Here is a 19,050-nt window from a genome sequence, read left to right as displayed (position 1 = left end):
GGAGCCGACACCTCCTGCCGGTCCGACGCGTTGGCATCCTCGGACGCCGGGGTGCCGATGCCGGCTCCCTGTGCTCCGAGAATCGCCACGATCCCCAGCGCGCTCACCTGCTGCCATCCCGCCACGGGCGACACGGTAGAGGTCCGGAATGGGGCTTGATAACCATTATCACCCGTATGGCTGATAGGTGTATTTGTCTGTTCGGTTACCGGGGGTGGTGACACAGCTCATTTTGCACTTTGTTGCAAAAGGGCCCGCCGGGCGGCTACAACAGCCTGGACACCCGAGCGAGGAGGCTCCGATGAGTACGTCCCCCACCAGGCCGAACCCGTACCCGCATCTGCTGCGTCCGCTCGACCTCGGGTTCACCGTCCTGCCCAACCGGGTCCTCATGGGATCCATGCACGTGGGGCTGGAGGAGGCGGAGAACGGGTTCGAACGCATGGCGGCGTTCTACGCCGAGCGCGCCCGCGGCGGCGTCGGCCTGATCGTCACCGGCGGCATCGCCCCCAACGACCGCGGCCGCCCCTACGAGGGCGGGGCCAAGCTCACCTCCGAGGAGGAGGCCGCGCGGCACCGCGTCGTCACCGACGCCGTGCACGCCGAGGGCGGCCGGATCGCCATGCAGATCCTCCACTTCGGCCGGTACGCCTACCACCAGGACCTGGTGGCGCCGAGCGCGATCCAGGCCCCCATCAGCCCGTTCGTCCCGCACGCCCTCACCGGTGACGAGATCGAGGAGACCATCGAGGACTTCGTCCGCGCCGCGGTCCTCGCCCGCTCGGCCGGCTACGACGGGGTCGAGATCATGGGCTCCGAGGGCTACTTCATCAACGAGTTCATCGCCCGCCACACCAACCGGCGCGACGACTGCTGGGGCGGCAGCTACGAGAACCGCATCCGGCTGCCCCTGGAGATCGTCCGCCGCACCCGTGAGGCCGTCGGGCCGGACTTCATCCTGATCTACCGCCTCTCCATGCTCGACCTGGTGCCCGGCGGCTCCTCCTTCGACGAGGTCGTCACCCTCGCCAAGGCCGTCGAGGCGGCCGGCGTGACGATCATCAACACGGGCATCGGCTGGCACGAGGCGCGCATCCCCACCATCGCCACCTCCGTGCCGCGCGGCGCCTACACCTGGGTCACCCGCAAGCTGATGGGCGCCGTCTCCGTCCCGCTGGTGACGAGCAACCGCATCAACACGCCCGAGGTCGCCGAGCAGTTGCTGGCCGAGGGCCGCGCCGACATGGTCTCCATGGCCCGGCCGTTCCTCGCGGACCCGGACTTCGTCGCCAAGGCGGAGGCGGGGCGCCCGGAGACGATCAACACCTGCATCGGCTGCAACCAGGCATGCCTGGACCACACGTTCAGCCTGAAGATCACCTCCTGCCTGGTCAACCCGCGGGCCTGCCACGAGACCGAACTCGTCCTCGCCCCGACCCGGCTGGCGAAGCGGGTCGCCGTGGTCGGAGCGGGCCCGGCCGGGCTCGCCTGCGCCGTCTCGGCCGCCGAACGCGGGCACACCGTCACCCTGTTCGACGGGGCCGACGACATCGGCGGACAGCTCGACATCGCCCGGCGCATCCCCGGCAAGGAGGAGTTCGGCGAGACGCTGCGCTACTTCCGCACCCAGCTCGCCGAACGCGGCGTCGACGTGCGGCTCTCCACCAGGGTCACCGCCGCCGACCTGCCGGCGGACGCCTTCGACGAGGTCGTCGTCGCCACCGGCGTGACCCCGCGCACCCCCGAGATCCCCGGCATCGACCACCCGAGCGTCGTCAGCTACCTCGACGTGCTGCGGGACGGCGCGCCCGTCGGCGAGCGGGTCGCGGTGATCGGCGCGGGCGGCATCGGCTTCGACGTCGCCGAGTACCTGACCGACGGCGGCGAGGGCGCGAGCCTCGACGCGCCGACGTACTTCCGCCAGTGGGGCGTCGACATGGCCTACACCGGGCCCGGCGGGCTGACGGCCCCCGAGCGCCCGGCCCCGCCGCGCACGGTGCACCTCCTCCAGCGCAAGGCCAGCAAGGTCGGCGCGGGCCTGGGCAAGACCACCGGCTGGATCCACCGCACGGAGCTCAAGCACCGGGGCGTCACCATGACCGCCGGTGTGACGTACGAGCGGATCGACGACCGCGGCCTGCACATCACCGTCGACGGCACCCCCTCCGTGCTGGAGGTCGACACGGTGGTGCTGTGCACCGGCCAGGAGCCGCGGCGCTCCCTGTACGAGGAGCTGAGCGAGGCCGGCCGCGCGGTGCACCTCATCGGCGGCGCGGACGTCGCCGCCGAGCTGGACGCCAAGCGCGCCATCGACCAGGGCACCCGGCTCGCGGCCGCCCTGTGACCGGGCGTCTCTAGGATGCGGCCATGTCCCTGCCGCACGCGATCCTGACGGCCCTGCTGGAGAAGCCCTCGTCGGGGCTGGAGCTGACGCGCCGCTTCGACCGGTCGATCGGCTACTTCTGGTCGTCCACCCACCAGCAGATCTACCGGGAGCTGGGCAAGCTGGAGCAGGCCGGCCACATCCGGGCCCTGCCGTCGCCGCAGCCGACCCGCGGGCAGAAGAAGGAGTACGAGGTCCTGCCCGCGGGCCGCGCCGAACTGGCGGACTGGGTGGGGCGGAGCGAGGACCCGAGGCCGGTGCGCGACCCGCTGCTGCTGCGCCTGCGCGCGGCGGCGGCCGTCGGCGGCGGGGACGTCGAGGCCGAGCTCGTCCGCCATCTGGAGCTGCACCGGGCCCAGTTGGCGGACTACCGGGAGATCGAGCGCCGCGACTTCCCGCCCGAGCGCAGGATCAGCCGCCAGGACCGGCTGCGGCACGTGGTGCTGCGCGGGGGCATCGAGCTGGAGTCCTTCTGGACGGGCTGGCTGACGGCCACCCTGGCCGAGCTGACCGGCGCCGGAGCGGCCGGCCCGGGCGCCGCCGAGGGGGCCTTCGGGCACGAGGCACCGGACGGGCCCGCCGGGGCATCCGGGCGGACGCGTCCGGATGCGGCGTCTGACGGTGCGTGAGACGGTCGCCGGGTGACCGACTCACTCATCGCCGTCTGCTGCGCCGCCGCGCTCGTCCTCGTGGTGAGGTCCGTCCTCGGACTGCGCCGGGCCGACGGCGGCACCGACCCGTCCACCGAGGCGCGCTCGGTGGCCCTCGCCCTCTACGGCGCGCTGACCGCGCTCGCCACCCTGGGGCTGTTCATCGCCCTGGCATGACCCGGAGGGCCGGGCGGCGCCCCGGCGTTCATGGCATGCACATGTGGGGCTCACCCCGTGGACGCACGGCGTCCACGGCGCGGACCCAGGCTCGCGGCTGACCGCCTTCGCGCGATCCGGCGCGCTCCCGCGGGACGCCGCCGGGCCGCGTCCTGACCGAGGAGCCCTTGTGTCCGCTCGTGCAGCCGCGCTCGCCGCGGCCCTGACGGCGCTCGTCGCCGTCGCCCCCGCGCACGCCGCCCCGTCGGGCGCGCTGCCCGCCGTCACCGCCCGGGCCGAGACGGCCACGCTCCACGACGACGAGGAGGGCGGCAACGCCGACGCGGACGACCCGGCGATCTGGCGCAACGCGGCGGACCCGGCCCGCAGTCTGGTGATCGCCACCGCCAAGGAGGGCGGGCTGCGCGTCTACGACCTGAAGGCCCGTCTCGTGCAGACCCTGTCCGCGCCGCCGCCCGCGGCACCCGGCAACGCGCCCGGCCGGTACAACAACGTCGACCTCGTGCACGGCTTCCGGCTGGCCCGGGGGCGCGCGGACCTCACCGTGACCAGCGACCGCGGCCACGACCGGCTGCGCGTCCACCGCATCGACCCGGCCCGCCCCGGCGGTCCGCTGGTCGACGTCACCGACCCGTCCGCGCCCGCGGTGTTCTCCGCCGACCAGGCCGAGGTCGACGAACAGCGCACCGCCTACGGGCTCGCCACCTGGACCGACGCCTCCACCGGCCGCTCCTACGCCCTCGTCAGCCGTCGCGAGCGGACCGGTGTCGCGCTGCTGGAGCTGACCGGGACCCCCGCCGGCACGGTCACCTACCGGAAGATCCGCACCCTGGACCTGCCGTCCTCGTTCCGGCTGCCCGACGGCACCACCTGGCGCCCCTGCGGCGAGCCGGGTGAACTGCCGCAGGTCGAGGGCATGGTGGTCGACCCGGCGAACGGCATGTTGTACGCGGGCCAGGAGGACGTCGGCATCTGGCGGGTGCGCGCCGACCTGCGGGGCACGCCGCAACTCGTGGACAAGGTCCGCGAGTACGGGGTTCCGGCGGTGTACGACGAGGCGAGCGACGAGTGCGTCCCCGGCGCCGACCCGGGCTTCGGCGGCACCCGTCTGTCGGCGGACGTCGAGGGGCTGACCCTGCTCACCGAACGCGACGGCGACGGATACCTGCTCGCGTCCAGCCAGGGCGACGACACCTTCGCCGCCTACGACCGCGAGCTGAGCGACGGCAACGAGTACGAGGGCGGCTTCCGGGTCGCCGCGTCGGCCGCCGTCGACGGGTCGCAGGAGTGCGACGGCGCCGCCGTGCTGAACGCCCCGCTCGGCCCGGACTACCCCGACGGTCTGCTGGTCGTCCAGGACGGCGACGCGGGCGACGCCGAACGGGAGGGCACCGGCTTCAAGTTCGTCGACCTGGGCGACGTCCTGGACGCGCTGGACGACTGACCTCCGCACGCGACGGCGCCGGGGAGCCCCTGATCAGGGGCTCCCCGGCGCCGTCGCGTCCGCCGCGGGTCAGGCGCCGCCGAGCGCCTCGAGGGTGGCGTCGAGGTCGGCGGGGCGGGGGCGGTTGTGGGGCAGCCGGGAGAGCACCGCGGCCATGCCGCAGGTGTCGGTCGCGGCGGAGAAGACCAGGCCCGAGCCCACGGCCGCGGAGATCCAGCGGGCCGCGCGCCAGCGGGTGCCGACGGCGAGGCCGAGCACCACCAGGGATCCGGCGGCGAGCCGCACCTGGCGCTCCATGGCCCAGCCGGCCCGGGCGCCCGCCGGGCGGTCGAGCGGGTGGCCCTGGTCGGCCCACGCCGTGGTGCCGCCCTCCAGGGAGACGGCCGGTATGTCGGCCCCGGCGAGTTCGGTGCAGGCGGTGGCGGACCGGTTGCCCGACGCGCAGACCACGAGGATCTCGCCGCGCGCGGCGGCGGCCTTCAGGGCGGGAAGCGCGGAGTGCAGGTGGTCCAGCGGGACGTTGTGGGCGCCGGGGACGTGGCCGGAGGCGTATTCGCCGGGGGTGCGGACGTCGACGACGGTGTACTGGGGCAGGCGCCGGGCGGCGCGGGCGGGGTCGGTGGTCAGGGTGGTCATGCGGGGGTGGTTCCCTTCGGCGGTCGGGCTCCCGGAGTACCGGACTGCGGTATTCCGAAAGGTCTACGATACCCTAGGGGGTATCTATGGAGGAGGAATCGTGGAGCTGCAGATGGCGGCCGACGAGCTGAAGTCGGTGCTCAACCGCCTTCGCCGGGCGCAGGGCCAGATCGCCGGGATCATCAAGATGATCGAGGACGGCAGGGACTGCGAGGACGTGATCACGCAGCTCGCGGCCGTCTCCCGGGCGCTGGACCGGGCCGGTTTCGCGATCATCGCCACCGGTCTCCAGCACTGCATGGCGGAGGGGGACCAGCCGGTCGCGGACCGCGAGCAGATCAAGGCGCGGCTGGAGAAGCTCTTCCTCTCCCTGGCCTGACGCCCCCGGGGCCCGGTGCCGCCCGGTCCGTCCCGGAGCCCGGGCGGGCCGGGCCCCGCACGGTTCTCCCCCGCCGTCCGCGCCGGGCGGACGGCGGCGGTGCGGCGGCGGTGTCCCTCGGTGCCGGTGCGGAGCGTGGTCACGGTGGTCATCCCCGTCTGCTTCCCCGCTGCCGCGCTCATATCAGTACATCCGCGACCATGAGGGCGGCCACCGCCAGCAGCATCGCGCCGAACAGCCGTCGCAGCAGCGGTCCCGAGACCTTCGCCGCCAGCCGTCTGCCGTCCCAGGCGCCCAGGATCGCCGCCGCCGTGAACGGCGCCACGACGGCCCAGTCCACCGGTACCGCCGAGCCGGACCGCGCGGCCAGCGAGACGAGCGAGTTCACCGAGATCACCAGCAGGCTGGTGCCCACGGCCGCCCGCATCTCGAAGGACAGCACCGTCACCAGGGCCGGTACGGCGAGGAATCCCCCGCCGACACCGAGCAGCCCCGTCACGGCGCCCAGCCCCGCCCCCGCGCCCGCCGCCCGGGCGGGCCGCACCGGGAGCGCGGCGCCGGCGGCCGCCGACGCGCGCGCGGGCCGCAGCATCCCCACCGCGGCCGCCGCGGCGACGACGGCGAACGCCACCGTCAGCGCCGCCTGCGGCAGCCGGGCCGCCGCCGCGCCCGCGAGCGCGGCCGGCACCAGCCCGGCGGCGGCGAACGCGGCGCCCGCCTTCCAGCGCACGGTCCCGGCACGGGCGTGGGCGAACAGGGCGGTCGCCGAGGTGGCCGCGACGATCAGCAGGCTCGCGGTGGTGGCCGCGGCGGGGGTGAAACCGAGCAGATAGATCAGCGCGGGGACCGCGAGGACGCTGCCGCCCCCGCCGAGCGCCCCGAGCGCCAGCCCGACCGCACCGCCCGCGGCGAGCGCGGCTATGAGGGCGCTCACGCCGGGCCCCGGTGGCGGGCGTAGCGACATCGTGCCCCCGGGCCGGGGGCGCACGGCCGCCGAAGGCGGCCTCCGGCTCCGGCAGGGGCGTGCGGCCGCCCCGCGCGACCCGGGGCGGCGCGGTGTCCGGCTCCCCGCCCGTCCGTGGTGTGCGGTCCCCGCGCGCGGCGCACGGCTCCCGCGGCGAGACGGTGCGGCCTTACGCGGTGCCGGGCCTCGCGCCCGGTGGCCGGAGGTCGCCCCGCGCCCGCGTCGCGGCGAGGGCGGGAGGTGGCGGGGGAGTGCGTGGGCCGGGCAGGGGGTGGGGCGGTGGGCATGCGATCACGTGCTTCTGTGCGGAGGCGCTCCGCCCTGCGGGTGCGCCGGGAGGCGGCATGCGAGGGCGGTCGCCGGTACGGCGTTCAGGGGCGGTGGGGAGAGGGGTCGGTCGCCGGAGTAGGACCGGTCGGGTGCGGGGGCCCGGGCGGGCGCCGCGGCCGGGTCGGTGCCCCCGGGTCAGGGGCCGGCCAGGACCTTCAGGCCCGCCCGCTCCGCCGCGTCGAACGCGTCGTCGACGGCGACCACCCGCCGGCCCGCCGCGTCCAGCAGCGACGCGGCGATCGCGGCGCGCATGCCGCCCGCGCAGTGCACCCACACCTCCCCGGCGGGGACCTCGGCGAGGCGGCCGTGCAGGGCGTGGACGGGGATGTGCACCGACCCCTCGATGTGGCCGTCCGCCCGCTCGGAGCCGCGGCGGACGTCCAGCACCACCGGGGCGTCGCCGCGCGAGCGCGCCGCCGCCAGGTCCGCGAAGACGGCGCGGGGGAACGAGGCGGGCTCCTCCCCTTCGCGGACCCACTGCTCCGGCCCGCCCGTCGCCGCCGCGGCCGGGCGGTCGATGCCGACCCGGACGAGCTCCCGCTGTGCGGCGGCGATCTCCTCGGGGGTCTCGGCGAGCAGGGTGACCGGCTTCCCCCAGGGGATCAGCCAGGCGAGATAGGTGGCGAGCTTGCCCTCGCCCTCGAAGTTCAGCGATCCGGCCACGTGCCCCTCGCTGAAGGCGACACGGTGGCGCAGGTCCACCACCCACTCGCCGGCGGCGAGCCGGGCCGCGATCTGCCCGGCGTCGGCGGTCGCGGGCGGCGACAGGTCGACGGGGGCGGGACCCGCGGCGTTCACCGGGCCCATGTGCGCGTAGTACGCGGGGACGTCGTCGAGACCGGCGAGCATCCGGGCGACGAAGGTGTCCACGTCCAGGGTCAGCGCCTCGTTGTGCGCGCGCTCCCGGCCGATGGTCGTGGTGTCGCCCTCCGCGGGGGCCGAGGAGCAGAAGCTCCCGAAGCCGTGGGTGGGCAGGACCGGCACGTCGTCCGCGAGTTCGTCCGCCAGGCGGTGCGCCGAGGCGTGCTGGGCCCGGGCGAGTCGTTCGGTCAGCCGGGGCTCCACCAGATCGGGGCGCCCGACGGTGCCGATCAGCAGCGAGCCCCCGGTGAAGACGGCCACCGCGCGGCCGTCCTCCTGGAGGACGTACGCGGTGTGGTGCGGGGTGTGCCCGGGGGTGGCGACGGCGCGCAGCGTGAGCGCCCCGTCGACGGTGTGGGTGTCGCCGTCGGCGACGGGGGTACGGGGGAACGCGACGTGCGCCCCGGCCGGCACGAGGTAGCGGGCGCCGGTGACGCGGGCGAGTTCGAGGCCCCCGGAGACGTAGTCGTTGTGCACATGGGTCTCGGCGACGAGGGCGATGCGCACGCCACGGCGGGCGGCGGCCGCGATGACCTGGTCGATGTCGCGGGGCGGGTCCACCACGACCGCGGCCTCCCGGCCGCCGGCGAGATGGCTGCGGTTGCCCAGGCCCTCGAACTCCAGGGTGTCGGCGAAGAACACGACTGCGGCTCCTTTCCTTGCTGTGTACCCCCGGGGGTATCTGTCACCACCGTAACAGGTGATACCCAGGGGGGTATTCCGGAGGGGTTCGGGTGCCCGTGGGCGGCCCGGGGCGCGAGAATGGAGACGAGCCCGGCCGATTCCGTCGGGAGAGGCGGCACACCGATGGAGCACGTCACCGTCACCGCGCTGAGCCACCCCGGCCTGCTGCGCGAGAACAACGAGGACAGCCTGGTGGCCGGGCCCTGGACGCTCACCGGCACCGTCACCGGGAACCCGCAGACCCTGGTGTTCCCCCTCGGCTCACCGCTGGTCGTGGCCGTCGCCGACGGCATCGGCGGCCAGCCGGCCGGCGAGGTGGCCAGCGCCCTCGTCGCCCGGATCCTGGCCCTCCACGGGCCCGCGCTGGACGGGGAGGACGCCGTGCGCGACGTCCTGGACCTCTGCAACCGCGAGGTGTACGCGGCCGCCGCCCGCGACCCGGCGCGCGCCACCATGGGCACCACGGTCGCCGGGGTCGTGCTGCTCGCCGGCACGGCGCTGGTGTTCAACGTCGGCGACAGCCGGGTCCTGGGCTGGCGGGACGGCGGACTGGAGTTGCTCAGCGTCGACGACAACCCGCCCCCGCTGCCCGGGCGGCGCACCGTCTCCCTGCTGACCCAGTCCCTCGGCGGATCCCGTGAACCGGGCGGCATCGCCCCGCATCTGACGGCCGTTCCGCTCGAACCGGGGTTCCGCTGCCTGGTGTGCACGGACGGGCTGACCGACCCGGTGCCCGGCGACGTCATCGAGGAGGTGCTGCGCGAGCACGACCACGGCCGGGCGGCCTACGAGCTGTGGCGGGCGGCGGTCGAGGCGGGCGGCCCTGACAACATCACGCTCGCCCTGGTGAGCACCGGGGAGGAGTGAGCGGGCGCCGCCCGGGCCGCGTCCCCGGACCGTTCGCCCGGGAACCGGGGACCCTCAGCCGGGGAGTTCGGTGCGCTCCCACCACTCGTAGACCGGCAGTGCGCCCTGGTCGGTCTGCTGCTCGCGCGTGGTGGCCCGGAAGTGCTCGTAGCCCCCGCGCAGCGGGACCTTGACGTCGGATCCGGGCTCCGGCGCGGGGACGATGCGCTCGGGCAGGTCGTCGGGGCCGCCTTCGAGGGCGGCCTTCGGTGCGTTGTCCATGCCGGAAGTCTGGCCGCAGCGGGCGACCGGCCCCGGGGTGACGCGCCGCAGGCGCCGCCGGACGGCCCCCGCACCACCGCCCCCGCCCGCCGTCCCGAAGCCTCTCCCGCCCCGCCGGCCGCCGTCTCCGAGCCTTCGCCGCCCGCCGCGTCCCGAAGCCTTTGCCGCCCCGCCGTCACCAGGTCTCCGACTCCGCCGGGGTGCCGGACGGCGCCGCTCCGCCGCCGCGCCCGCGCCGCAGCCGCATGGCCGTCAGGGGCAGCACCAGTACGGAGATCATCGCGGCGCCCACCAGCGCGGCGGCCGTGTCCGTGGGCAGAATGCGCTGATCGGTGCCGATGGTGGTGATCGCGACCACCAGCGGCAGACAGGTGGAGCAGAAGAGGGTCAGCGCGGCCCGGTCGCGGCGGCCGGACTCCCGCGGGGCGAGGGCGTACACCGGACCGCCCCGCACGATCACGAAGAGCGCCAGGAACACCGGCACCAGCAGCAGGGCACGGGCGTCGTGGAGCAGCGCGTCGAGGTCGAACTCGATCCCCGTCACCACGTAGAAGAGGGGCACCAGGAAGCCGAAGCCCACGGCCTCCACCTTGCCCATGATCTCGGGCCCGGTCTCGGGAGCGGCCCCCTGGAGCACCAGCCGGGTCAGCACCCCGGCCGCGAACGCCCCCAGCAGCACGTCGAGCCCGAACACGGTGGCCAGGCCGAGCATCGCGGCCAGCAGCAGCATCACGAAGCGCACCGCGAACTGGCCGCTGCTGTGCAGCGTCTCGTCGACCAGACGCGAGAACCAGGGCGGCCGCGGCCGCAGCGCCCACAGGACGGCGGCCGCGGTGACGACGGCGAAGGCGATCAGCACCGCCGCCGCCTCTCCGGGCCGCCGGCCGCTGAGCAGCAGGGCCACGGCCACCACCGGGCCGAACTCCCCGACCGCCCCGAAGGCCGACGCGGCCTTGCCGAAGGGGGAGCCGAGATCACCGGAGTCCCGCAGGATCGGCAGCACGGTGCCCAGCGCGGTGCTGGTCAGCGCCGTGCCGACGACGAACACCTCGGACAGTCCACCGTCGGCGAGGAGGAAGGCGATGCCGATGCCGAGCGCGAGCGACACCGGCCACGCGGCCAGCGAGCGGTTCAGCGTGGGGCCGCGGACGGCCGCGAAGTCGATCTCGTACCCGGCGAGGAAGATGAGCATGGACAGCCCGAGGTTCGCCAGGGTGTCCGTCACCCGGTCCGTGTGCGCCCAGCCGAGGAGCTGCGGGCCGACGACGATTCCGAGCGCGATCTCGAAGATCACCAGCGGGACGCGGATCCTGCGCGCCGCCCGGTCCGCCAGCAGCGGCGACAGCACGGCGATGAACATGATCAGGACGAGGGTGCCGGGGTGGGACATGCCTGTCTCTTACCTGCCCGCCCGCCTCTCGGGCGCCCTGCCGCGCCGCACGGACCTCCGCCGCCCCGGCGGGGCGGCGGAGGGTGGGCCCTCCGGTCCGGGTCAGGCTGTCGCCCGGGCCGGGGCCGGGGACGCCGCCTCCTGCCGGGCGATCCGGCGGCGCCTGGCCGGCATGCCCACGGTCGGGTTGGCGACGGTCCAGGCCGCGCCCTTGCACACCAGCTCCTTGTACAGGGCCGCCGTCCGGCCCGTCAGGGCGCGCGCGACCGACCGGTCGTCGGCGGTGACGAACTGGATCAGCCCCTCCTTGCGGCCGAGCGAGACGCACTGCTGGAAGTAGCGGATGGGGACACGGGGGACCTTGGTGCCGGCCAGGCGGGCGGCGATGGCGTCGGCGGCCTGCCAGGCCATCGGGACACCCGAGGCGCAGGACATGCGCAGGGGCTTGCCCAGGGGGCCGGCCGCCATCGCCGCGTCGCCCACGGCGTACACGTCCGGGTGGGAGACCGAGCGCATGGTGTCGTCGACCACGATCCGGTCGCCCTCGGTGAGTTCCAGGGCGGTGGCCCGGGCGATCGGGTGGACGGCGAAGCCGGTGGTCCACACGGTGACGTCGGCGGGCAGGGTCCGGCCGTCGGCGGTCGTCACCGCGGCGGCCTCCACGGCGTCGACCGCGGTGTGCTCGTGGACGGTGATGCCCAGTCCGGCGACCACCTTCCGCAGGTGGGCGCGGCCCTTCTCGGAGAGCCAGTCGCCGAGGGCGCCGTGGGCGGCCAGGGCGACGTCCAGGTCCGGGCGGGCCTCGGCGATCTCCGTCGCTGCCTCCACGCCGGTCAGTCCGCCGCCGACCACGACCACGGGCCGGCCCGCTTCCAGGGCGGCCAGGCGGTCGCGGAGCCGCAGGGCGCCGGGGCGGCCGGAGATCTCGTGGGCGTGCTCGGCGGTGCCGGGGACGCCGCCGTCGTTCCAGCCGCTGCCCAGGGCGTACACCAGGGTGTCGTACGCCAGCTCCTCCTGCCCCGAGCCGTCGGCGGCGGCGACCGTGACCACCTTGGCGTCCACGTCCACGGCGGTGGTCCTGGCGAGCCTGAGCTCCACGCCGGTGCCCGCGAACATCTCGTCGAACGGCCGGGGCCTGAGGTCCTGGCCGGCGGCGAGCTGGTGCAGCCGGACGCGCTCGACGAAGTCGGGCTCGGGGTTGACGAGGGTGATGGCGACGTCCGCGTGGTGCAGCCGCCGGGCGAGGCGGCCGGCGGCGGATGCTCCGGTGTAGCCGGCTCCGAGGACGACGATGCGGTGCTGCATGTCCGTGCTCCTGTCTGGGCGGGTCCGCCGGTCTCCGGCGTGGTGTCGCCCCTTGAACCGGACGGCCCCGCGTTTCCTGACAGGATCGGGATGTGACCTGCGTCACATCGCCTCAGAGGGTGTGGAGCGGGGCCTCCCCGTGGTGCGCGGCGGCCCACCGCTCGGTCGCGCGGAGGAGCTTGTCGGGGTTGACCTGGCTGCGGACGGCCACGATGCCCTCCGGGGTGACCTCCAGGCAGGTGATGCCGACGACCCGGCCGTCCACGACCGCGACCACGGCGGGCCCGCCGTTGGCGGTCGACGCGTAGATGCCGGGCGCACCGCCGATCCAGGCCCGCTTGGCGTCGCTGGGCTTGAACAGGCCGCGCAGGAACGTGGCGACCGCGAGCGCGCCCTCGAACGCCTTCGCGCGGGCCGGGATCTTGCCGCCGCCGTCGCCGACCGAGACGGCGTCCTGGGTCAGCAGCCGCACGAGCGGCTCGGTCCGCCCGCTGGTCGCCGCGGTCAGGAACTCCTCGACGATCCGCCGCGCGGCGGCCTCGTCGATCTCGGTGCGCGTCCTGCCGTCCGCGACGTGCTTCTTCGCCCGGTGGTGGATCTGCTGGCTGGCGGCCTCGGTGATGTCCAGGATCTCGGCGACCTCCCGGTGCGGGTAGCCGAAGGCCTCCCGCAGCACGTACACCGCCCGCTCGCCGGGCGACAGCCGCTCCAGCAGCACGAGCACGGCGTACGACACCGAGTCGCGCTGCTCGGCGGTCTCGGCCGGCCCGAGCATCGGGTCCCCGGCGAGCAGCGGCTCGGGCAGCCAGCGCCCCACATAGGTCTCGCGCCGCGCGCGGGCCGAAGTGAGCTGGTTGAGGCAGTAGTTGGTGAGCACCTTGGTCAGCCACGCCTCGGGCACCTCGATCCGTCCGACGTCGGCCGCCTGCCACCGCAGGAACGTCTCCTGCACGGCGTCCTCCGCCTCGCCCGCCGACCCGAGCAGCCGGTAGGCGATGGCCTCCAGCCGGGGCCTGGCGGCCTCGAACCGGTCCACGTCGTCCATGCTCAGCGCCATGCCCGCGATCCTAGGCTCCCCGCCGCCCCCCGGCGAGGACCCCCTGTCGGGGGGCCGCATCGGGGCCCTCGGCCCCCCGTCCCGCATCATGGGAACACCGGTCGAAGGGCCGCCGACGACGGGCCTCCGTACCCGTCCTCACCGACCAATCCGCGAGGAGTCCCCGTGACCGACAGCAAGAACATCAACAACCCCGTGGGCCAGGGCGGCGGCCAGCGCAAGAAGCAGTCCCGCGCCGAACGCCAGAACAACGGCCCGCACCGCAACCGCGACCGCCAGAGCGCCGCCGACCGCAAGGCCGAACTGGTCCGCAAGATGCGCGAGAAGACCGGCACGGCCGAGGGGACCGCCCAGCCGGAGGCCACGGCGCCGCCGGCCGAGGACACCGCACAGAACTGACGCACCTCGGCCGCGGGGCCGGCCCCGCGGCGGCCCCGGACGACGACGAAGGCCCAGGTCGCTGACCTGGGCCTTCGTTCACGAGCGGCTGTCTCCCCCTGTCAGGCGCCGAGGAGTTGCTCGGCGCGCTCGTGCCGGATTCGATACCGGTGCGCGCAATCGTGCCCAGTCGGCAACCCGCGCCATGAGCTGGGGAATCACCGAAGCCCAGAACGTCGACACCGCATCTGACCTGTGTAAACGGCCACCGAAATCATGGTTTCCCTCCGCCTCGTCCATCACGGGGCAGTCGGTCCACGCGGACGGCGGCTGGCTGCTCCACCGAGACCGTCAACAAGCAGGGAGGCGAACCGCCATGATCGAACGAGTCCGCGCCATCCTCGTCACCGCAGACGGCACGATGCTCGTCATCCGTCGCACCAGGCCCGGAATCCCCGAGTACTGGGTCCTGCCCGGCGGCGGCGTCGAACCCGGCGACGAGTCCCGAGAGGCCGCCCTCCACCGGGAGATCCATGAGGAGATCGCGGGGAAGGCCGACATCATCCGCCTCCTCCACACGATGGAATCCGACGACGAGCGCCAGCTCTTCTACCTCGCCCGGATCGCGACCTGGTCCTTCGAGGACCGCACCGGCCCCGAGTTCAGCGTCGGGGGCCGAGGCGAGTACGCGCTGGAAGAGGTGCCGCTGACCGTCGAAGGCCTCGACGGCATCGACCTCAAGCCCGAGGAGATCGCCCACGTGCTCCGGAGAGCCATCAGTGCTGGAAGCCTCGGAGCCGAGGCATCGCTCTGAGCCGTCGAGCCGCTCAGCATGGCCGGCGGGCTGGACCGGATGGTGCGCGCGGCCCGGGAGAGGGCGTGTGACAAGCCGGATCAGGTGACGGGTGGTGCAGAGGTGGTGCGGGACGCCCGGCGAGGTCCGGACAACGACGAAGCCCCAGGTCGCTGACCTGGGGCTTCGTGGAAGAGCGGATGACGGGAATCGAACCCGCGCTATAAGCTTGGGAAGCTCATGTTCTACCATTAAACTACATCCGCGCGGCGGACCTTGATCGGTACCGCATCGTCGCTCACTCTACCTCATCACGCGCCCCGCGATGCATCGCCCCGCGGGGCGTGTGGCGTGTCCGGGCCGTGGAAGGCTGTGCGGGGGGCGGGAGTTGGGGCGTAACCTCGGGGCGCGGAGTGCCGCGTGCGAGTCGGTCCGGGTCATCACCTAATGTGGGGCTTCGTCCGCATTCGTTGGGGAAGGGGCCCGATGGACTTGATGGAGCGCACCGTCGTCCGCTGTGCCGAAGGGCACGTGTTCAGTACCGCTTCGTTTCCTCTGCAGCAGCTCGGCGCGGACCGGCTCGGGCCCGGGCGGCTCGTGCGGTGTCCGCGGTGTGCGCGGCTGAGGAACGCCGTGCCCGTGGTGGTGCAGGGGCGGTCGGACCAGCGGTAACAGAGGCGGGCGCGGGCGCGCGGGCAGGTGTCCGATTGGGGACGGCCCGCGCGCTCTGCGTATCCTCGGGGCGTGCTTCTCTCAGACAAGGACATCCGGGCCGAGATCGACGCCGGACGGGTACGCATCGATCCGTACGACGAATCCATGGTGCAGCCGTCGAGCATCGACGTGCGGCTGGACCGCTACTTCCGGGTGTTCGAGAACCACCGGTACCCCCACATCGACCCCGCCGTCGAGCAGGCCGATCTGACCCGGCTCGTCGAGCCGGAGGGGGACGAGGCGTTCATCCTGCACCCGGGCGAGTTCGTGCTGGCGTCGACCTTCGAGGTCATCTCGCTGCCGGACGACCTGGCGTCGCGGCTGGAGGGCAAGAGCTCCCTGGGACGCCTCGGCCTGGTGACGCACTCGACGGCCGGCTTCATCGACCCCGGTTTCTCCGGGCACGTGACGCTGGAGCTGTCGAACCTGGCGACCCTGCCGATCAAGCTGTGGCCGGGGATGAAGATCGGGCAGCTCTGTCTGTTCCGGCTCGCCTCCCCCGCCGAGGAGCCCTACGGCAGTGAGCGCTACGGCTCGCGTTACCAGGGGCAGCGGGGGCCGACCGCCTCCCGCTCGTTCATCAATTTCCATCGGACGCAGGTGTGAGGCCCGTCGCATGAGCGAGGTACGCGAGAATCTGACCTACGAGAAGTTCGGCGGGGCGATCCGCGAACTCGCGCAGACGATCGCCGACGACGGGTACGAACCCGATGTCGTGCTGTCGATCGCGCGGGGCGGGGTGTTCGTCGCGGGCGGGCTGGCGTACGCGCTGGACTGCAAGAACATCCACCTGGTCAACGTCGAGTTCTACACCGGCGTCGGGACCACCCTGGAGATGCCGGTCATGCTGGCGCCGGTCCCCAACGCGATCGACTTCTCCAACAAGAAGGTGCTGATCGCGGACGACGTCGCGGACACCGGCAAGACGCTGAAGCTGGTCCACGACTTCTGCCTCGACCATGTCGCCGAGGTCCGGTCCGCCGTGATCTACGAGAAGTCCCACTCGCTGGTGAAGTGCGAGTACGTCTGGAAGCGCACCGACGAGTGGATCAACTTCCCCTGGAGCGTGGAGAAGCCCGTCGTGCGCCGCGACGGCCAGGTCCTCGACGCGTAGGCCGCTCGCATGCGGTCGCGCCGGCGGTACCGGTGCCACCGCTGACGCGCGCGCCGTCACCCGGCACACTGGCCGGGTGACAGCGACCTCCATGAGCAAGGGCGCCAACCTTCCGGTGGCCGCCGCCGCGGTACGTGCCGAGCTGAGCTGGCGCGAGGCGCCGGGCGTCCCCGACGCGGACGCATCGGCGCTGCTGCTGACCGGTGCCGGACGGGTGCGCGACGACGCCGACTTCGTCTTCTACAACCAGCCCGAGCACGCCTCGGGCGCCGTGCGCCACCTCGGCAGGCAGCGGGGCTCCGGCACCGCCACCGACGCGGTGTCCGTCGACCTGAGCCGGGTGGAGCCCGGCGTCGAGCGCATCGTGCTGTGCGCCTCCGCCGACGGGGGCGCCTTCGGCCGGTTCCCCGGGCTGGCCCTGCGCCTGCTGGACGCGGGGACGGGGGCGGAGCTGGCGCGCTTCGAGATGACGGCGACGACGGAGACCGCGTTCGTCAGCGGTGAGCTCTACCGGCGCTCCGGGCAGTGGAAGTTCCGCGCGGTGGGGCAGGGGTACGCCTCCGGGCTCGCCGGTCTGGCCACCGACTTCGGGATCACGGTGGACGACGACGCCCCCGCGGCCACTCCCGCACCCGTGCCGGCTCCAGCGCCCTCTCCGGCTCCCACGCCCGCCCCAGCGGCCCCTCCCGCCCTGGCAGCCCCTCCCGTGCCGCAGGCGCCCCCCGCTGCCCCGTCCCCGCCTGCCGGTGCGCCGCGGCTCACCAAGGGCGAGGAGCGTCTGCCCGTCGACATGCGCAAGCGTCTGTCGCTGCGCAAGGAGCAGGTCGCCGTGAGTCTGCGCAAGCACGGCGCGGCCGGTGCCCGGGCGAGGGTGATCCTCGTGCTGGACGCCTCCGGCTCGATGGCCGGCCTGTACAGCAAGGGCGTGGTCGCCGATGTCGTGGAGCGGATGGCGGCGGTGGCCGCGCAGCTCGACGACGACGGCGAGATGCAGGCGTGGACCTTCGCCTCGCATCCCGCCCGGCTGCCCGACCTGCTCCTCGGCGAGCTGCCCGACTGGCTGCGCCTGCACGTGCGGGGCGGCGAGATGAGCCTGTTCGGCAGGCGCAAGCCGCAGAAGGGCCTGCAGCCGGGGCAGGTGGACATGCGGGCGGTCGGCATCCAGAACGAGGAGCAGAAGGTGATCGCCGAGGTCCGCGCGTACGTCCGCGACCACCCCGCCGCCGACCCCACGCTGGTGCTCTTCTTCTCGGACGGCGGGGTGTACCGCAACGCCGAGATCGAGCAGCAGCTCCGGGAGGCGGTCGAGGAGCCGGTGTTCTGGCAGTTCGTGGGCCTGGGGCGGTCGAACTACGGCGTGCTGGAACGCTTCGACACCCTGCCCGGGCGCCGGGTCGACAACGTCGGGTTCTTCGCCGTCGACGACATCGCCACCGTCGCCGACGCGGAGCTGTACGACCGGCTGCTCTCCGAGTTCCCGTCCTGGATGACCGAGGCCCGCCGGGCCGGCATCCTCTGACCCGCCGCACCGCACACGCACCCCACGCGCACCGCACAGGCGCGGAAGCACCGCACACGCGCGGACGCCCGGCCGGAGGACCGGCCGGGCGTCGGTGCTTCGTACGGGCCCGGGGGCCCGCCGGGTCAGACGGTGCCGAGCTTGATGATCGACAGCAGCGCGATCAGCTGGATCGCCGAGGCGCCGAGCGCCTTGGGCCACGGCAGGTCGTGCGACTTGCTGACCATCGAGGTGAACAGCGCGCCCGCCGCCACCCAGGTCGCCCAGCCGAGCACCTGCACCAGGGAGTTCTCGCCGCCGAGGAAGACGGCGAACACCAGGCGCGGGGTGTCGCTGATGGACATGATCAGCATCGAGAGGCCGACCGTCGGCTGCCAGGAGCCGGTGCCGCCGAACTGCCGTGCCAGCGTGTGGGTCACCGCGCCGAGCAGCAGACCGCTGATGACGAACACCACGCCCGCCATGAGCACCGCCGGGACGGCGTTGGACAGGGTCGCGTTGATGACCTCCTCACGCGGCTCGTCCAGGCCGAAGATGGCGAGCAGCCCGTAGAGGAAGGTGACGACGAGCGCCGGGCCCCAGACCGGGTAGTCGCGCATCTGGAGGAAGGTCGGCCCGGGGCGCAGCACGATGCCGCTGAGCAGTTGCTTCCAGTGCAGCCGCGGGCCGGACGGGGCCGCGGGCGCCGCGCCCGCGCGGTAGGTGGCGCCGTCGCCGTAGACGTCGTCGTCCTGGACGCTGAACGCCTGTGTGTGGCCCGGTTGGTTGGCCGCGTACGGGTCGGGGCCCTGTGGCGACTGGTGGTACGGGTCGCCGAAGTACTCGGGCTCGCCGCCGTAACCCCCCTGGTTGCGGGGCTGCTGGTACGGCGCCTGCCCGCTGCCGGCCTGGGGCCACTGCGGGGGCTGCTGTCCGCCGTAGGGAGGCGTGCCCTGGTAGGGGCCGGGCGCGCGGGGCGCCTGGGCCTGCTGCTGTTGCGGGGTGCGGTTGTCCCGGCCGCGTCCGATCCTGAATCCAGCCACGCATTCGAACGTACCCGGTCCGCGCGTGTCCGGTGGCCGTGAGCCGGTAACCGGGGGCCCTTTGCTGCCGAGCTGTGACATCCCTTAAGGGAACCCCGGGGTGCTGTCCCCCGGGTGCGTGT

Annotated in this window: 20 protein-coding genes and 1 tRNA gene; 12 read left to right on the top strand and 9 right to left on the bottom strand. The window is 74.0% G+C overall.

The window, feature by feature from the left end:
- The first annotated feature begins 301 nt into the window (after window positions 1-301).
- The 4 genes from JE024_RS16840 to JE024_RS16825 all read left to right on the top strand — a co-directional run bounded on the left by JE024_RS16840 (window position 302) and on the right by JE024_RS16825 (window position 4,654).
- Window positions 302-2,344: an NADPH-dependent 2,4-dienoyl-CoA reductase gene (locus JE024_RS16840; RefSeq protein ID WP_205374376.1), complete on the top strand. Its 2,043-nt coding sequence runs from the start codon at window positions 302-304 to the stop codon at window positions 2,342-2,344.
- 23 nt (window positions 2,345-2,367) lie between these two features.
- Window positions 2,368-3,012, top strand: coding sequence for a PadR family transcriptional regulator (locus JE024_RS16835; RefSeq protein ID WP_205374375.1), 645 nt, complete (start codon window positions 2,368-2,370; stop codon window positions 3,010-3,012).
- Window positions 3,013-3,024: 12 nt separating this feature from the next.
- Complete coding sequence (locus tag JE024_RS16830; RefSeq protein ID WP_205374374.1) at window positions 3,025-3,210, top strand: hypothetical protein; 186 nt, start codon at window positions 3,025-3,027, stop codon at window positions 3,208-3,210.
- A 169-nt stretch (window positions 3,211-3,379) separates the two neighbouring features.
- Window positions 3,380-4,654: a phytase gene (locus JE024_RS16825; protein WP_205374373.1), complete on the top strand. Its 1,275-nt coding sequence runs from the start codon at window positions 3,380-3,382 to the stop codon at window positions 4,652-4,654.
- 69 nt (window positions 4,655-4,723) lie between these two features.
- On the opposite strand, the gene JE024_RS16820 is transcribed toward JE024_RS16825, so the two are convergent.
- Window positions 4,724-5,290 (bottom strand): rhodanese-like domain-containing protein, encoded by a 567-nt coding sequence (locus JE024_RS16820; RefSeq protein WP_205374372.1) that lies wholly within the window; start codon window positions 5,288-5,290, stop codon window positions 4,724-4,726.
- Between the two features lie 100 nt (window positions 5,291-5,390).
- On the opposite strand from JE024_RS16820, the gene JE024_RS16815 reads away from it, so the two are divergent.
- Window positions 5,391-5,669 (top strand): metal-sensitive transcriptional regulator, encoded by a 279-nt coding sequence (locus JE024_RS16815; protein ID WP_205374371.1) that lies wholly within the window; start codon window positions 5,391-5,393, stop codon window positions 5,667-5,669.
- Between the two features lie 178 nt (window positions 5,670-5,847).
- Here JE024_RS16815 and JE024_RS16810 read toward each other — a convergent pair whose 3' ends face one another.
- Entirely contained in the window at window positions 5,848-6,603 is a 756-nt protein-coding gene (locus JE024_RS16810; RefSeq protein WP_205374370.1) for a sulfite exporter TauE/SafE family protein, read from the bottom strand.
- Window positions 6,604-7,098: 495 nt separating this feature from the next.
- The gene (locus tag JE024_RS16805) at window positions 7,099-8,466 is read right to left on the bottom strand and encodes an MBL fold metallo-hydrolase (protein ID WP_205374369.1); all 1,368 of its coding nucleotides are present in this window, start codon (window positions 8,464-8,466) and stop codon (window positions 7,099-7,101) included.
- A 165-nt stretch (window positions 8,467-8,631) separates the two neighbouring features.
- Here JE024_RS16805 and JE024_RS16800 point away from each other — a divergent pair, with 165 nt between their 5' ends.
- Window positions 8,632-9,375: a PP2C family protein-serine/threonine phosphatase gene (locus JE024_RS16800; protein ID WP_205374368.1), complete on the top strand. Its 744-nt coding sequence runs from the start codon at window positions 8,632-8,634 to the stop codon at window positions 9,373-9,375.
- Window positions 9,376-9,429: 54 nt separating this feature from the next.
- On the opposite strand, the gene JE024_RS16795 is transcribed toward JE024_RS16800, so the two are convergent.
- The 4 genes from JE024_RS16795 to sigJ all read right to left on the bottom strand — a co-directional run bounded on the left by JE024_RS16795 (window position 9,430) and on the right by sigJ (window position 13,388).
- Entirely contained in the window at window positions 9,430-9,636 is a 207-nt protein-coding gene (locus tag JE024_RS16795) for a DUF5988 family protein (protein WP_205374367.1), read from the bottom strand.
- Between the two features lie 175 nt (window positions 9,637-9,811).
- Window positions 9,812-11,026 (bottom strand): cation:proton antiporter, encoded by a 1,215-nt coding sequence (locus tag JE024_RS16790; RefSeq protein ID WP_205374366.1) that lies wholly within the window; start codon window positions 11,024-11,026, stop codon window positions 9,812-9,814.
- Between the two features lie 102 nt (window positions 11,027-11,128).
- Window positions 11,129-12,331: an NAD(P)/FAD-dependent oxidoreductase gene (locus JE024_RS16785; RefSeq protein ID WP_205374365.1), complete on the bottom strand. Its 1,203-nt coding sequence runs from the start codon at window positions 12,329-12,331 to the stop codon at window positions 11,129-11,131.
- Window positions 12,332-12,443: 112 nt separating this feature from the next.
- Complete coding sequence (gene sigJ / locus JE024_RS16780) at window positions 12,444-13,388, bottom strand: RNA polymerase sigma factor SigJ (RefSeq protein WP_205374364.1); 945 nt, start codon at window positions 13,386-13,388, stop codon at window positions 12,444-12,446.
- Between the two features lie 165 nt (window positions 13,389-13,553).
- Here sigJ and JE024_RS16775 point away from each other — a divergent pair, with 165 nt between their 5' ends.
- Together JE024_RS16775 and JE024_RS16770 are read left to right on the top strand one after the other, a co-directional pair.
- Entirely contained in the window at window positions 13,554-13,787 is a 234-nt protein-coding gene (locus tag JE024_RS16775; RefSeq protein WP_205374363.1) for a DUF6243 family protein, read from the top strand.
- 355 nt (window positions 13,788-14,142) lie between these two features.
- Window positions 14,143-14,580 (top strand): NUDIX hydrolase, encoded by a 438-nt coding sequence (locus JE024_RS16770; protein WP_205374362.1) that lies wholly within the window; start codon window positions 14,143-14,145, stop codon window positions 14,578-14,580.
- 174 nt (window positions 14,581-14,754) lie between these two features.
- On the opposite strand, the gene JE024_RS16765 is transcribed toward JE024_RS16770, so the two are convergent.
- Window positions 14,755-14,825, bottom strand: a tRNA-Gly gene (locus JE024_RS16765).
- A 220-nt stretch (window positions 14,826-15,045) separates the two neighbouring features.
- Here JE024_RS16765 and JE024_RS41120 point away from each other — a divergent pair.
- From JE024_RS41120 to JE024_RS16750, 4 genes are all read left to right on the top strand, one after another.
- On the top strand, window positions 15,046-15,231 hold the full coding sequence (locus JE024_RS41120) for a hypothetical protein (RefSeq protein ID WP_244882909.1): 186 nt from the start codon (window positions 15,046-15,048) through the stop codon (window positions 15,229-15,231).
- Between the two features lie 72 nt (window positions 15,232-15,303).
- On the top strand, window positions 15,304-15,879 hold the full coding sequence (gene dcd / locus JE024_RS16760) for a dCTP deaminase (protein WP_205374361.1): 576 nt from the start codon (window positions 15,304-15,306) through the stop codon (window positions 15,877-15,879).
- A gap of 10 nt (window positions 15,880-15,889) precedes the next feature.
- Window positions 15,890-16,387 carry a phosphoribosyltransferase gene (locus JE024_RS16755; protein ID WP_147987348.1) on the top strand — a complete coding sequence of 166 codons (498 nt, stop codon included), beginning with the start codon at window positions 15,890-15,892 and terminating at the stop codon, window positions 16,385-16,387.
- Window positions 16,388-16,478: 91 nt separating this feature from the next.
- On the top strand, window positions 16,479-17,906 hold the full coding sequence (locus JE024_RS16750; RefSeq protein ID WP_205376575.1) for a VWA domain-containing protein: 1,428 nt from the start codon (window positions 16,479-16,481) through the stop codon (window positions 17,904-17,906).
- Window positions 17,907-18,031: 125 nt separating this feature from the next.
- Here the strand turns inward: JE024_RS16750 and JE024_RS16745 are convergent, their stop codons facing one another.
- Complete coding sequence (locus JE024_RS16745; protein ID WP_244882908.1) at window positions 18,032-18,928, bottom strand: YIP1 family protein; 897 nt, start codon at window positions 18,926-18,928, stop codon at window positions 18,032-18,034.
- Window positions 18,929-19,050: the final 122 nt, after the last annotated feature.

The organism is Streptomyces zhihengii (assembly GCF_016919245.1).
In the GTDB taxonomy this organism is placed as follows: domain Bacteria; phylum Actinomycetota; class Actinomycetes; order Streptomycetales; family Streptomycetaceae; genus Streptomyces; species Streptomyces zhihengii.
The sequence above is the reverse complement of the archived record's forward strand: the minus strand, read 5'-3'. Positions and strand labels throughout refer to the sequence as shown.